Genomic DNA, 13,437 nt, shown 5'->3' with positions numbered 1-13,437 from the left:
AGGCGCGTCAGCCCCGACGGGGCAGAAAGCCGCCTCAGAAATCCCCGGAGTGTCGGCGCAGCGTCTCGATCGAGGCCACCAGGGCCTGAGATTCTTCATCGGACATCCCGACATCGGCGAACACCTGCTGGTTCAGGGTCACTGTGGCGTCCTCGACCGTCGACCGCCCGAGTTTGGTGATCTGCACCAATGTCGTACGCCCGTCGGTCGGGTGCGGGACGCGCTCCACCAGGCCACTGGCTTCCAGGCGCCGGATGGCGTGGGTGACGCTGGTGACATGCACCTGGAGGCGATCGGAGGCCTTGGTGATCGGCAATGCGCCGGCCCGGCTGAATGCCAGCAGCCGCAGCAGCTCGAACCGCGAGAAGCTCAGATCGTACGGCCGCAGTGCGGCCTCCACCCGGGCCAGCAGGATCTGGTGGGCCCGCATCACCGAGGTCACCGCCACCATGCCGCCGGCCACGTCGCCCCATCCGGCGGCCTCCCAGTTCGCGCGGGCCTGCGCGATGGGGTCACGTTTGTCTGGTGGCGAGGGCACGCCTCTTCTTACCGCATCGCCGCGCGGGGGCCGCGCATTCCGCGCGCATCCGGCCCCGCACAGCGCGTTCAGCCGGCGGCTGTCACCGCCCCCAGCACGGCACGAGTGGACTGCCGTGATCCGACGGTGATCCGCACACCGCCGTCGGCGTAATGGCGGACCTGAAGTCCGGTGCCGTCGAACACCTCCGGCCATGACATGGCCCCGCCGGGTAGGTACAGGAAGTTGGCGTGGGCATCCGTGCTGTAGACGCCGAGTGCGCGCAACCGGGCCTGCAGGTAGCGCCGCTCCGCCGCGATCATCCGGATACGTTGGTGCAGTTGATTTTCCGCATCATAGGAGGCCGCCACCGCGACCTGGGCACTGAGCCCGATCCCGAACGGCAGCTGCATCTGCCACAGCTGCCTGCCGAGGTCCGCGGCGCAGAACCCGTAGCCGATCCGCAGCCCGGCCAGGCCGTAGGCCTTCGAAAAGGTGCGCACCACCACGACATTGCCGAACCTGGCTACCAGGCTGGGCCCGTCGATGAGTTGATCGGCGGTCAAGAACTCCACGTATGCCTCGTCGAGCAGCACCACGGTGTCCTCGGGAAGCCGGGTCAGGAGTCGCTCGATCTCGACGGCCGACTCGATGGTGCCCGTCGGGTTGTGCGGCCGGCAGACCGCCACCACTTTCGCGCGCTGGCCGGCCTCGGCCATCGCGTCCAGGTCGTGATGGCCGTGCGCATCGAGCGCAACCGTGATCGTCCGCAATCGAGCCATCTGCGCGAAGATCGGATACCCGTCGAAGGTGGGCGCCGCCATCACCATGGTGTCGCCCGGGCTGGTCACCGCATGCAGCACCTGCATGATGACCCCGGTGGCGCCGGCGCCGACGATCACCTGCTCCTCGGCCACCCCGTCATGCCCGGCGATCAGTGAACGCAACCGTTGCGGCAGAAACTCCGGATACCGGTTTGCCGCCCCGTCGCAGGCCCGCAGCGCCGAGCGCACCGCGGGCAGCGGCGGAAACGGACATTCGTTGAGCGACAACGCCAACGGGTTGACCGCCTGCGGCAGCGCGCCGACCACGCCGGACAGTGCGGTGCGCGGTGCTGCCATCACACCCGCCCCGCATCGGCACTGTCGCCTACCCGGCCGCCCCATCGCACCGCCGCGGCCCCGGCGAAGTCACCGGCGTGGGCGAAGGCGGCCATCAGCACGGTATCGCCGGCCTTCACCCGACCGCCGGCGACGGCCCGGTCCAGATTGACGGGAATCCCTGCGGCGAACAGGTTTCCGCATTCGTCAAAGGTGTCCACGTGGCGTTCGGGTGGCAATTCCAGCGCCTCACGCCAATTGCGCAGGAACACTCGGTTGGGCTGATTGGTCACGAACAGATCGATGTCCCTGGGCTGCACCCCGATCCGGTCGCACACCGCGTAGGACACCTCGGGCACCTGCCGGTTGCCCCGGGCCAGCACCTTGGTGATCTTGCTCTCGGTGAACCCGATGCAGGCCTCACCCGGACCGGCCTGCCACCATTTGCGCGGCGGGTCCATCACCACGGTCATGTCCCCGGCGAACTCCCCGTAGGTGCGGCATTCGATGTCGAGGACGGGCGACGCGTCGGACAGCGTCACCAGCCCGACGGCGGCCCCGTCGCCGGGCACCGCGGCCTGCGCCTTGCGCCGGATGGTCTGCTGATCGAAGACCTGGCCGGCCGAGTTCTGGGCGATCGCGATCACCGCGGTACGACCTTCTCCCGCGCCGAGCAGCGTCCGGGCCACCTTGAGCCCGAGGATGAATGCCGCGCACCCGCCGTTGTGCAGATCGATCACCCAGTTGGGTTTCATACCCAGCCGGTGCGCCATGCCGCCCCCGCCGCCGTAGAACGGCATGTCCGGCAGCTGGGTGTGGGTGATCAACACGTCGGCTCCGGTGATGACGTCGGAACCGTGCCGCTCGACCACCCCGGTGGCAGCCCGCTCGACCATGTCGATCGCGGTTTCCTCGGGCCCCACGTGATGTCGGAATCGCGGCGCCCGGAACATCACGTTGTCGGCCAGCTCATCGGTTTCGGCGAACCCGGCGTAGTAGTCGGCACCGATCGGTTCACCGGGCAGGTAGGTGGACACGTCGACGAGGCTGACGGGAGTCTGATCAGGCATGACCGAACCTCACTTCATCCAGGCCGGGGTGACCGGCAAGCCGTTGCGGTGCCGGTATTCGGCGATCGCCTTGAGATTGCGCAACTCCAGCAGATGGCCGGGGCCGAACATGTCCCAGAAGTCGCCCACCCAGACCGGTCGCGCCGGGGGCGCGGTCTCCGGGTAAGGGTTTTCGTCGTAGAACGGGTGATGGCAATTCGTCCACAGCACAACCGATCCCGGCTTGTCGAGGACCACCTGCGCGTCGACGATGCGCATCAGGTAGATCATCCACAGATGCTTGCCCTGATCCCAGGCACAGTGGTAGTCGACGGTCAGCGCGTGACGGTTGGCCACCGTGCGGGTGTAGATCTCGCTGCCCGGTCCCGACGGCCCGGCGCCGAGCCGGTCGTGAGCCAACCACAGCCCGGGCTTCTCGGTCGGAGTGAAACCACGCAGGCTGTATGTCCACTCCTCCAGACAGCGGGTATCGGACATGTAGTCGAACAGTTCGTCGGGCGGGCACTCGATGTAGTCGTTGACGGTGCAGTACTGGCCGAACACCTGGTCGTGCGGGTACACCGACCGCATCATCTCCATGATGATCGGTGTGGCCTGCTCCTTTGGCGAGGTCTCGATCCGGATCAGTCCGTCCAGCGGGGTGCGGGTGGCGCGATGGGCCGTGATGTCTTCAAGCGCGGGCAGTGACATGGGACGGGTTCTCCTCTGAAATCGAAGGTGTGCTGGTCGTGGTGGTGAGAAAAGCAGCGAACGGCGGAATTTCGTCGGCTGAACATTCGATGCTCAGCACCGAAGGGCCGTCGGCGTCGAGAGCCATGCCCAGCGCCTGGGGCAGGTGGCGGATCTCGGCGACGTCGTAGGCGGGCAGTCCGGGGAACATCGCCGCCAGCCCAGCACCCAGCCGGCTCGGGCCGAACCTGTTGTAGGAGTAGCGATCTGCGTAGAACAGCTGCTCCCGGGTGACGCACATGGCGTGGGCGTGGTTGTCGAACAGCACGAAGGTGATCGGAAGCCGGTACTGCAGCGCGGTGTGAATCTCCATGCCGTGCATGAAGAATGAGCCGTCACCGGCGATGACAATCGTGCGGCGCGCAACGCCGGCCGCGGCCCGGTGAAACGTCATCCCGATTCCGGCGCCGAAGCTGTATCCCATACCTCCCATGCCCAGCGCCACCAGGAATCGGCCGTCACGCCGGGCCGGCAGATGATGGATGGCCGCAGCCCCCACGTTGCCTGCGTCGACGACGATGTCGGTGCCGTCGGGCAGGACGTCGTCGAGTAGGCGCATCGCGTCGCGATACCTGATGCCCGGGCCGTCGTGGACCGGTGGGCGCAGTTCGGTGGGCGGCGCCGGGTCCGGCACCCGCACCTGGGCGCGACGGCCGGGCCCCGACAGCGCCCCGGCCAGCAGGGTCAGCGAGACGCGCAGATCGTCTGAGTGGGTATGGGTGCACGGCGGGTAGGGCACCTGCGCGCCGATCGAATGGGTCGGCACCGAAGCCAGCGCCTCATCCAGGCCGGCCCGGGCGGTCACCGTCATGCGAGTGCCGACGAGCAGGCATAACGCACTCTGTGCTGCGGCAACGGCCACCCCGGGATGGCCCATCACACCGGCCACCCCCAACGCCGAGGAGGAGCCGAAACCCGGCGTGCCCGCCACATCCTTGGCGTCGGGCACCGTGGCCACCCGTGCCCGCAGAATGGACCGCAGCCGATCCAGTTCAGCCCGGGCATCGTCGCGGGCCACTTGTTCACCGGCGATGACGGTGATGGGGCCGTCGGCGCGGCGCAGCGCCTGCTCGAGCGCGTTGAGGTCGCAGTGGCGTGCCATCGTCGATCCGGCCGCACCGGTCCGGCCGTTGCCGGCACCCGGCGCCCCCAGCTCGACCTGCTGAATATCCTTGGGCAGCAACAGCACCGCGGGCCCGCCGGCGTGTGCCGCGGCAAGTGCTTCCGGGAGCGCAGTGAGAATGTCCGCGGGCTTCAGCACTCTGCGGCAGTACAGCGAGACCGCGGAAAACAAGGCATGCGCATCCAGGCTTCCGTTGTCCCCGCTGGTGTCCTGGAATGCGCCCCGGCCGTCGAGCGTCGTCGGCGCCTGCCCGATCAGGGCCAGCACGGGCACCCGGCTGGCCAGCGATTCCGCCAGCCCGGGCACGGTGTTCAGGCAACCACCGCCAGAGGTCGCCGCCACGACGCCGATCCCGCCGCCACTGCGGCTGAACCCGTCTGCCATTGTCGCAGCGGAGAATTCGTGTTTGGCCAGCACCGCGGTGATGTCCTCGCGGAAGTACGCGGCATCGTAGAGGTCCTCGATGTTGGCGCCGTCCACGCCGAAGATATGTGTGACCCCGTTCGCGGCCAGCTGACCGACGATGTGGTCCACCACCCGGTGCATGTTGACCATGTGCCACCTACTTCCGTGCTCTGCCAGAGACACGACACATGAGTGGCGGTGGTTCACCCCGAGCACGTATTTGTGCAAACTCCCGGGGTTTACGCAGAACTTTCAAAGGTTCCCAAGACCGCCGGACCGCCGGGCCGCCGGGCCGCCGGGCCGCCGGGCCGCCGGGCCGTCAGACCGCCGGGCCGCCCAAATGTCACGCTGGAGTGACCCTCGGATTCGAGGGCCACTCCAGCGTGACAAAAGCCGCGCCAGCTGCCCCGCGGGCAGGACCGCTCAGAGCTGCTTTTCCAGCAGCACCTTGCCGTCGGGGGACGTAACCAGTTGCACGGCAGCGATATCCGTCGCCGGCATCTGGGTGTTGCCGCTGGGCAGCGCGGTCGCGCCGGACAATCCCAGCCACGTGGCGATCTCGTTGCGGCTGCCGTCCCGGCCGATCACCACCATGCCCAGGTTCTGCGGGGGCGCGTCCTGCTTACCCCAGCTTCCGTAGCTGCAGGCCATGTCGATCCGGGTGCCCCAGGAGTAACTGGTCATCGCGATGCTGGCGTTGATGGGCGTCTCGGACATCTTGGCCATCGCCATCATCTGCGAGTTCTGCTGTTCGGTGCCGCTGTGCAGGCCGAACACCTCCGGACGGACACCGATCACCACACCGATCGCCAGCAGGGCCGCGGCCACGCCTACCGCGGCCGTGGTCACCCACCGCGAGCGGCGGCGACGCCAGCTGACCTTGGCCAGCACGGACTGCAGCACCTCGGGCCGCAGCGGCGGGTCGGGCTGTTCGGATTCGAGGGCGTTCACCTCGTCCAGGTCGAGCATGGCCAGAAGCGCGGGCATGCCGCTCAGCTCGGCCACCGCGGCACGGCACTGCGCGCAACCGTCCAGATGGGCCTCGTACTCGCGGCGCTCGCCACTGTCGAGCGATCCGAGCACATAGGCCGCATCCCAGGTCCGATAACGGTCGGATTCCACCGGATCAGGGATGTGGGGTACACCGAACTGTGTCATCGTGTCACCCCCATCTCTTGCAAGTTCAGTCGTAGTGCACGTACCGCGTAGTGCAGCCGTGATTTCACGGTGCCCTCGGGTATCTGCAGGTCCTCGGCGATCTGCCCGGTGTTCCACCCCTGGTAGTACGCCCGGCGGACCACTGCGCGGTGTTCGTCGGAAAGTTGGCTCAGCGCCGTGCTCAGCAAGATTCGGTCCAACGCATTGTCCACCTGGTCGGGGGCGGCGGCCGCTTTGGAATGGTCTGCCACCTGTTCGGGGTCCGGCACCCCGGTTTCGTTCCGAAAACGGGCACTCCGGCGTTCATCAATGATCATGTTTCGCGCCACCGTAAACAACCACGCCCGGGCCGAACGGTCGGTGTCGGCGGTGACTTCAGGGTGACGCCACGCCCGCAGCAACGTTTCCTGCACCACGTCCTCGGCGCGCGCCCTGTCCCCTGTCAGCCGCAGGGCGTAGCGCCACAGCGCGGCAGCATGCTCGTCGTAGAGCACCCGCATCATGGCGGCCTCCGGATCATCCATTCCCTACCTCCGTCTGTGATACGACGTTGGTGGCGATCCGGTTCAACTACTACCTTTGCACGCGGGCGTACACCAACGCCGACGCGCGGTTCGGGCAGGGATTGCTGTCGTTGATTACCGGGTGAGGATTCGTGGGCCGTCTTCGGTCACTGCGACCGTGTGCTCCCAGTGCGCCGCGCGGGTCCCGTCGGCGGTGACGACGGTCCACTCGTCGTCGAGGATCTTGGTCTCGGTGGTGCCCAGGGTCAGCATGGGTTCGATGGCCAGCACCGAGCCCGGCTCCAGGTACGGGCCACGGCCCGGCGAGCCCTCGTTCGGCAGGAACGGGTCCATGTGCATCTGCCGGCCGATGCCGTGTCCGCCATAGCCCTCGACGATCCCGTACTTGCGGTCGTGGCGAGCTTCGGCGGCATGGGTCTCGACCTCGATCGCGTGCGAGACATCGGTCAGCCGGTTTCCGGGCAGCATCGCCGCGATGCCGGCCTCCATGGCCGATTTCGTTGCGGCAGAGAGGGCTTCGTCGGCCGCAATCAGCGTGCCGATCCCGAACGTCACTGCCGAGTCGCCGTGCCAGCCGTCGACGATGGCACCGCAGTCGATGGACACCAGATCCCCGGCCGCCAATTTCTCGTCGGCTGACGGAATGCCATGCACCACACGGTCATTGACCGATGCGCAGATGCTGGCCGGGAACCCGTGATAGCCGAGGAAAGACGGGGTGCCGCCGCCGTCACGGATGACGGCCTCGGCGATCTGATCCAGCTCGAGCGTGGACACGCCGGGGGCGGCGGCTGCGCGCACCGCGCTCAGCGCCGAGGCGACCAGGGCCCCGGCGACCGCCATCGCGTCCAACTCTCCGGCGCTACGCTGCGCAACGACCTTGCGCTTACGCAACCCCGGCAATCTGATCACTTACCCAGTGCGTGCAATGCGCGGGCGAACACCTCGTCGAGGCCGCCCACCGCATCCACGGTCTTCAGGTCGTCGCGGTAGTACTCCAGCAGCGGCTCGGTCTCGTCGCGGTAGACCTTCATGCGGTTGCGGATGACCTCATCGGTGTCGTCGGCGCGGCCGCGGCCCTTGAGGCGGGTCAGCAACTCGTCCTCGGACACCTGGAACTCCACCACCGCATCGAGCTTGGTGTTGCGGGCGGCAAGCATGTCCTTGAGCGCGCCAGCCTGCTCGACCGAGCGCGGGTAGCCGTCCAGGATGAATCCGTCAGCGGCGTCGGCCTGGTCGATGCGGTCCTCGACCAGACGGTTCGTCAGTTCGGCGGGCACCAGATCCCCGGCGTCCAGGTAGCGCTTGGCCTCCAGCCCGAGCGGGGTGCCGTCACCGATGTTCTTGCGGAACAGGTCTCCGGTGGAGATTTGCGGGATGCCGAGCTTCTCGGACAGCTTCTCGGCCTGCGTGCCTTTGCCCGCACCGGGCGGTCCGAGTAGAACGACTCTCACTTCAGGAACCCTTCGTAGTTGCGTTGCATGAGCTGGCTCTCGATCTGTTTAACGGTATCCAGACCGACACCGATCATGATCAGAACCGCGGTTCCGCCGAACGGCAGATTCTGTACCGAGCCGGTGTTGCCGATCTGCAGGAACACGTTGGGCAGAACGGCGATCGTACCGAGGTAGATCGAGCCGGGCAGAGTGATCCGGCTGAGCACATAGCGCAGGTAGTCCGCGGTCGGCTTGCCGGGCCGGATGCCCGGGATGAATCCACCGAACTTCTTCATCTCATCGGCACGCTCGTCCGGGTTGAACGTGATCGACACGTAGAAGTACGTGAAGAAAATGATCAGGCCGAAGTAGATCGCGATATAGACCGGGTCCGCCGGGTTGGTCAGATAGTCGGCGACGAACTTGTCCCACCAACCCGTGCCCGGGTTGGAGCTCCCGCTCTGGATCAGCTGGGTGATCAGGTGCGGGATGTAGATCAGCGACGACGCGAAGATCACCGGGATGACGCCGGCCTGGTTGACCTTGAGCGGAAGGTAGGTGGAGGTGCCGCCGTACATCTTGCGGCCCACCATGCGCTTGGCGTACTGGACCGGGATGCGGCGCTGGCCCTGCTCGACGAACACCACGCCGACGATGATCAGCAGCGTCGCGGCCACCACTGCGGTGAACACCAGGCCGCCGCGGCTCTCCAGGATGGTCTGGCCTTCGGACGGGATCCGGGCCGCGATGCCGGCGAAGATCAGCAGGGACATGCCGTTGCCGATACCGCGCTCGGTGACCAGCTCGCCCATCCACATCACCAGCGCGGCGCCTGCCGTCATCACCAGCACGATGACGACCAGCCCGAAGACCGAGCTGTCCTGGATGATGTCGAGGCTGCAGCCCTGCAGCAGGCCGCCGTTGGCGGCCAGTGCCACGATGCTGGTGGCCTGCAGAACGGCCAGCGCGATCGACAGATAACGCGTGTACTGCGTCATCTTGGCCTGACCGGCCTGCCCCTCCTTCTGCAACTGTTCGAAGCGTGGGATCACCACGACCAGCAGCTGGACGATGATGCTGGCGGTGATGTAGGGCATGACGCCCACCGCGAACACCGTCAGCTGCAGCAGCGCGCCACCGGAGAACAGGTTGATCAATGAGTAGATCTGCGCCGAATCTCCGCCGCTGACCTGCTCGATGCACTTCTGGACGTTCGGGTAGTTAACCCCCGGAGACGGGATCGACGCGCCGGCCCGGTACAGGATCACCAGGCCCAACGTGAACAGGATCTTGCGTCTGAGGTCGGCCGTCCGCAGCGATGAGATGAAAGCCGAAAGCACTCTTCCTCCTGCGCAGCCGACCTCTCAGCGCGGCGTGCCAAATGGGGCTGGGTGAAGCCAGCGTCAATGGTCAAGTCATGTCCGGCAGCCCAGCAGGCGCGCAGCCTGCGGACTCAGCCGTCAAATCAGTCTACGAGAGTAACAGTTGCCGCGGAGAGGACCCCTGTGCGCACCCGAGTCGACCCTCTGCGATCCCCGCGCCATACCGCCTAGCTGCGAGCAGAGCTGCTCTTCAGAATCGGGGCGTACAGTCGGCGACAGCTCATTACACCACCTAACTAACACGTTGATTCTGACTGAACAAAGGGGAATTCATGGCCCGGACTGCTGACGACTCGTGGGATCTCGCCTCCAGCGTGGGTGCGACGGCGACGATGGTCGCGGCAGCGCGCGCGATGGCCACCAACTCCGATGATCCGGTGATCGACGACCCGTTCGCCGCTCCCCTGGTTCGCGCGGTCGGCATGGAATTCTTCACCAAGCTGGCCGACGAGAACTTCACCACCGAAGGACTCGACGAAGAGGCGGCCACGGGCCTGATCCGGTTCGCCAACGGCATGGCCGCCCGCACGCGTTTCTTCGACGACTTCTTCCTGAGCGCCTGTCGTGCCGGCATCCGACAGGCGGTCATCCTGGCGGCCGGTCTGGACTCGCGCGCCTACCGGCTGCCATGGCCGGACGGAACGGTGGTCTACGAGGTCGACCAACCCGAGGTGATCGAGTTCAAGAGCACGACCATGGCGAGCCTGGGCGCGGCGCCGACGACCGACCGCCGCACCGTGGCCATCGATCTGCGGTTCGACTGGCCCACCGCACTGACCGAGGCCGGGTTCGACCCCTCGGCGCCGACCGCATGGATCGCCGAGGGGTTGCTGGGTTACCTGCCGGGAGACGCGCAGGACCGTTTGCTCGATCAGGTGACTGAGCTGAGTGCCCCGGGCAGCCGCTTCGGTGTCGAGGGCGTGCCCGCGACCGAGACCAACGACGAAGAGACGATCCGGGCCCGGATGCAGGAGTTCACCGACCGCTGGCGGGCACACGGCCTGGACATGGACCTCAACGAGCTGATCTTCCTGGGCGACCGCGCCGACGTCACGACGTATCTGGAAGGGCATGCCTGGAGGACCACCGCCATCTCGTCCAACGATCTGCTGATCCGCACGGGTCTGCCGCCGGTCGAGGACGAAGCCCACGCGGCATCAGTGCTCTACATCAACGCCGAGAAGTGAGGTGGGCGAACGATGACACGGTCTGACACCGACAGCTGGGATCTGGCCTCCAGTGTGGGCGCGACGGCGACGATGGTCGCCGCGGCCCGCGCGATTGCGAGTGCTGAACCCGACCCGCTGATCGACGACCCCTACGCGGCCGATCTGGTCCGCGCAGTCGGAGTGGAGTTCTTCACCAAGCTTGTCGACGGCGAGATCGCCCTCGACGGCGAACTGGCCGAAGGTGCCGCGTTGATGACCGGCGTGATGGCGGTGCGGACGAAGTTCTTCGACGACTTCTTCACCGCCGCGGTAGGCGGCAATTCCACGGACGCCGCCGTCGAAGAGGCCGGGATCCGTCAGGCGGTGATCCTGGCCTCCGGGCTGGACTCGCGCGCGTACCGGCTGCCGTGGCCCGACGGCACCGTGGTCTACGAACTCGACCAGCCCGCCGTGATCGGCGCCAAGACCGCCACCATGGCGAAGATCGGGGCCACCCCCACGGCCGAACGCCGCACCGTGGCCGTCGACCTTCGTGACGACTGGCCCGCGGCGCTCGAAGCCGCCGGGTTCGATCGGGCGGCGCCGAGCGCATGGAGCGCCGAGGGGCTGCTGGCCTATCTGCCTCCGGAGGCCCAGGACCGGTTGTTCGACAACATCACCGCGCTCAGCAGCCCGGGCAGCAGGCTGGCCACCGAGTACCACCTGCCCGGCATGGCGGCGGACCTGCGCGAGCGCGGACAGGTTTTGAGCGAGCAGTGGCGTCAGCACGGGCTCGACCTCGACCTGGCCAACCTCTGGTACGACGGCGAGCGCAACTCGGTGGTCGACTACCTCACAGACCGCGGATGGTCGGTGACCGCCCGACGACGGCCCGATCTTTTTGCCGACTATGGCCGCACCTTCCCCACCGCGGACTCCGCTGCGCTGCAACGTAATTCGCAATCCGTTATCGCGATACGAAACTAGGAGCACCATGACCCGCACCGAAGGCGACAGCTGGGATCTCGCCACCAGCGTCGGGGCCACCGCGACCGGTGTCGCGGCGTCCCGCGCCCTGGCCAGCAAGCAAACCGACCCGCTGATCACCGATCCATACGCCGACGCACTCGTACGCGCGGTGGGTCTGGAACACAGCATCCGACTCGCCGACGGTGAGGTGTGCGTCGAGGGCGACGTGATGCTCGACCGGCAGCGGATGTGCGAGCAGATCGCGGTCCGCACCCGGTTCTTCGACGATTTCTTCCTGGCAGCCGGTGCGGCCGGGATCGGCCAGGCCGTGATCCTGGCCGCGGGCCTGGACACTCGCGCTTACCGGCTCGCCTGGCCTGCCGGCACCGTGGTATTCGAGGTGGACCAGCCGGCGGTGCTGGAGTTCAAGACCCGCACCCTGGCCGACCTCGGCGCCACGCCGGCAGCCGAGCTGCACACTGTGCCGGTCGATCTGCGCGATGACTGGCCGAAAGCCCTGCGTGACAACGGCTTCGATCCAGCGGTTCCGACCGCCTGGATCGCCGAAGGTCTGCTCATCTACCTGCCCCCGGAAGCTCAGGATCGGTTGCTCGACAACATCACCGTGCTCAGCGCCCCGGGCAGCCGGCTGGCGACCGAACACATGGACGCCGCAATGCTCACCGAGAAGTGGACCGAGCGGGTCAGCCAGTGGTCCAAGAAGGTCGGGTCCGACGTGGATCTGACCGACCTGTTCTATTCCGGCGAGCGCACCGCGGTCCGTGACCACCTCACCCCCCAGGGGTGGAACGTCACGGTGCAGTCCAGCCGGGCGGCCTACGAGTCGCACGGCTTCGACTTTCCCGAGGAGCTCGCCAATCTCGCGGGAGACTCTGGTTATCTGTCAGCAACTCTGAAGGCATCGAACTAGACAGTCGGGAGACGCACGATGGCACGTACCGATGGCGACAGCTGGGACCTGGCCTCCAGCGTCGGCGCGACCGCAACGATGGTGGCGGCGGGGCGGGCGATCGCCAGCCGGGATTCCCACGGCCTGATCGACGATCCGTTCGCCGCACCGTTGGTCCGCGCGGTGGGCATCGAGGTGTTCACCAAGATGGTCGACGGTGAGCTGAGTCTGGAGGCACTGACTCAGCTGGCACCGGAGGCCGCTGAGCGGGCCCGCGCCAACATCGACGAGATGGCCGTGCGGACCAGGTTCTTCGATGATTTCTTCGGTGCGGCCGGCAAGTCCGGCATCCGGCAGGCGGTGATCCTGGCCTCCGGGCTGGATTCGCGTGCGTACCGGCTGCCGTGGCCCGAGGGCACCGTGGTCTATGAGATCGACCAGCCCGAGGTGATCGAGTTCAAGACGCGCACGCTGGCCGGTCTGGGTGCCGATCCCACGGCACAACGGCGGACCGTACCGATCGACCTGCGCGAGGACTGGCCGGCTGCTCTGCGGGCAGCGGGGTTTGATCCGGCCGCTCCGACCGCCTGGTGCGCCGAAGGGTTGTTGATCTACCTGCCGCCGGAGGCGCAGGACCGGTTGTTCGACAACATCGCCGCGCTCAGCGCACCGGGCAGCACGGTGGCCACCGAGTTCGTGCCCGGGCTCAAGGATTTCGACCCGGAGAAGGCCCGCGCCGCCACCTCCATGTTCAGCCAGATCGGGTTGAACATGGACATGCCGTCGTTGATCTATCACGGCGAGAGGCATTCGGCTGCCGACTATTTGAGTGCCAAGGGCTGGCAGATGACGGGCGTGGCGCGTTCGGAGCTGTTCGTCCGCCACGGCCTGCCGGTTCCCGCCCACGACGAGAACGACCCGATGGGCGAGATCGTCTACATCAGCGGCACTCTGAACTGAGCGGCT

Annotated in this window: 14 protein-coding genes; 4 read left to right on the top strand and 10 right to left on the bottom strand. The window is 67.1% G+C overall.

Translation table 11 applies throughout. The features are described 5' to 3' along the window. Positions 1 to 34 precede the first annotated feature (34 nt). From E0T84_RS05395 to secY, 10 genes are all read right to left on the bottom strand, one after another. Positions 35 to 538 carry a MarR family transcriptional regulator gene (locus E0T84_RS05395; protein ID WP_070186093.1) on the bottom strand — a complete coding sequence of 168 codons (504 nt, stop codon included), beginning with the start codon at positions 536 to 538 and terminating at the stop codon, positions 35 to 37. Between the two features lie 68 nt (positions 539 to 606). After that, on the bottom strand, positions 607 to 1,638 hold the full coding sequence (locus tag E0T84_RS05390; protein ID WP_138743985.1) for a histidinol-phosphate transaminase: 1,032 nt from the start codon (positions 1,636 to 1,638) through the stop codon (positions 607 to 609). Next, the gene (locus E0T84_RS05385; RefSeq protein WP_138743984.1) at positions 1,638 to 2,687 is read right to left on the bottom strand and encodes a 3-oxoacyl-ACP synthase III family protein; all 1,050 of its coding nucleotides are present in this window, start codon (positions 2,685 to 2,687) and stop codon (positions 1,638 to 1,640) included. The genes E0T84_RS05390 and E0T84_RS05385 overlap by 1 nt, the downstream gene beginning before the upstream one ends. Before the next feature lie 9 nt (positions 2,688 to 2,696). Continuing rightward, on the bottom strand, positions 2,697 to 3,377 hold the full coding sequence (locus tag E0T84_RS05380; protein ID WP_138743983.1) for an SRPBCC family protein: 681 nt from the start codon (positions 3,375 to 3,377) through the stop codon (positions 2,697 to 2,699). Further along, positions 3,358 to 5,094 (bottom strand): thiamine pyrophosphate-binding protein, encoded by a 1,737-nt coding sequence (locus tag E0T84_RS05375; protein ID WP_171054918.1) that lies wholly within the window; start codon positions 5,092 to 5,094, stop codon positions 3,358 to 3,360. Before E0T84_RS05375 ends, E0T84_RS05380 begins: the two co-directional genes overlap by 20 nt. 273 nt (positions 5,095 to 5,367) lie before the next feature. Next, positions 5,368 to 6,102 (bottom strand): anti-sigma factor, encoded by a 735-nt coding sequence (locus E0T84_RS05370; protein ID WP_070944269.1) that lies wholly within the window; start codon positions 6,100 to 6,102, stop codon positions 5,368 to 5,370. Then, complete coding sequence (locus E0T84_RS05365; protein ID WP_070944270.1) at positions 6,099 to 6,626, bottom strand: sigma-70 family RNA polymerase sigma factor; 528 nt, start codon at positions 6,624 to 6,626, stop codon at positions 6,099 to 6,101. The genes E0T84_RS05370 and E0T84_RS05365 overlap by 4 nt, the downstream gene beginning before the upstream one ends. Before the next feature lie 114 nt (positions 6,627 to 6,740). Beyond that, positions 6,741 to 7,538, bottom strand: coding sequence for a type I methionyl aminopeptidase (gene map / locus E0T84_RS05360; RefSeq protein ID WP_070186301.1), 798 nt, complete (start codon positions 7,536 to 7,538; stop codon positions 6,741 to 6,743). Beyond that, positions 7,535 to 8,080 (bottom strand): adenylate kinase, encoded by a 546-nt coding sequence (locus E0T84_RS05355; protein ID WP_070944271.1) that lies wholly within the window; start codon positions 8,078 to 8,080, stop codon positions 7,535 to 7,537. The genes map and E0T84_RS05355 overlap by 4 nt, the downstream gene beginning before the upstream one ends. Continuing rightward, positions 8,077 to 9,402, bottom strand: coding sequence for a preprotein translocase subunit SecY (gene secY, locus E0T84_RS05350; RefSeq protein ID WP_070186303.1), 1,326 nt, complete (start codon positions 9,400 to 9,402; stop codon positions 8,077 to 8,079). The genes E0T84_RS05355 and secY overlap by 4 nt, the downstream gene beginning before the upstream one ends. Before the next feature lie 314 nt (positions 9,403 to 9,716). Between secY and E0T84_RS05345 the strand changes: the two genes are divergently transcribed. The 4 genes from E0T84_RS05345 to E0T84_RS05330 are packed head-to-tail and all read left to right on the top strand — an operon-like array spanning position 9,717 to position 13,431. Next, the gene (locus E0T84_RS05345) at positions 9,717 to 10,631 is read left to right on the top strand and encodes a class I SAM-dependent methyltransferase (RefSeq protein WP_138743982.1); all 915 of its coding nucleotides are present in this window, start codon (positions 9,717 to 9,719) and stop codon (positions 10,629 to 10,631) included. Positions 10,632 to 10,643: 12 nt separating this feature from the next. Beyond that, the gene (locus E0T84_RS05340; RefSeq protein ID WP_138743981.1) at positions 10,644 to 11,579 is read left to right on the top strand and encodes a class I SAM-dependent methyltransferase; all 936 of its coding nucleotides are present in this window, start codon (positions 10,644 to 10,646) and stop codon (positions 11,577 to 11,579) included. A 7-nt stretch (positions 11,580 to 11,586) separates the two neighbouring features. After that, a complete protein-coding gene (locus E0T84_RS05335) occupies positions 11,587 to 12,492 on the top strand; it encodes a class I SAM-dependent methyltransferase (RefSeq protein WP_138743980.1) in 906 nt (301 codons plus the stop codon). 18 nt (positions 12,493 to 12,510) lie between these two features. Then, positions 12,511 to 13,431: a class I SAM-dependent methyltransferase gene (locus tag E0T84_RS05330; protein WP_138743979.1), complete on the top strand. Its 921-nt coding sequence runs from the start codon at positions 12,511 to 12,513 to the stop codon at positions 13,429 to 13,431. The last annotated feature ends 6 nt before the right edge of the window (positions 13,432 to 13,437 follow it).

Origin of the sequence: Mycobacterium sp. DBP42, from assembly GCF_005924235.1 — a bacterium.
GTDB lineage: Bacteria > Actinomycetota > Actinomycetes > Mycobacteriales > Mycobacteriaceae > Mycobacterium > Mycobacterium syngnathidarum.
Note: the sequence above shows the minus strand (reverse complement) of the source record. Positions and strands in the feature narration are given on the sequence as shown.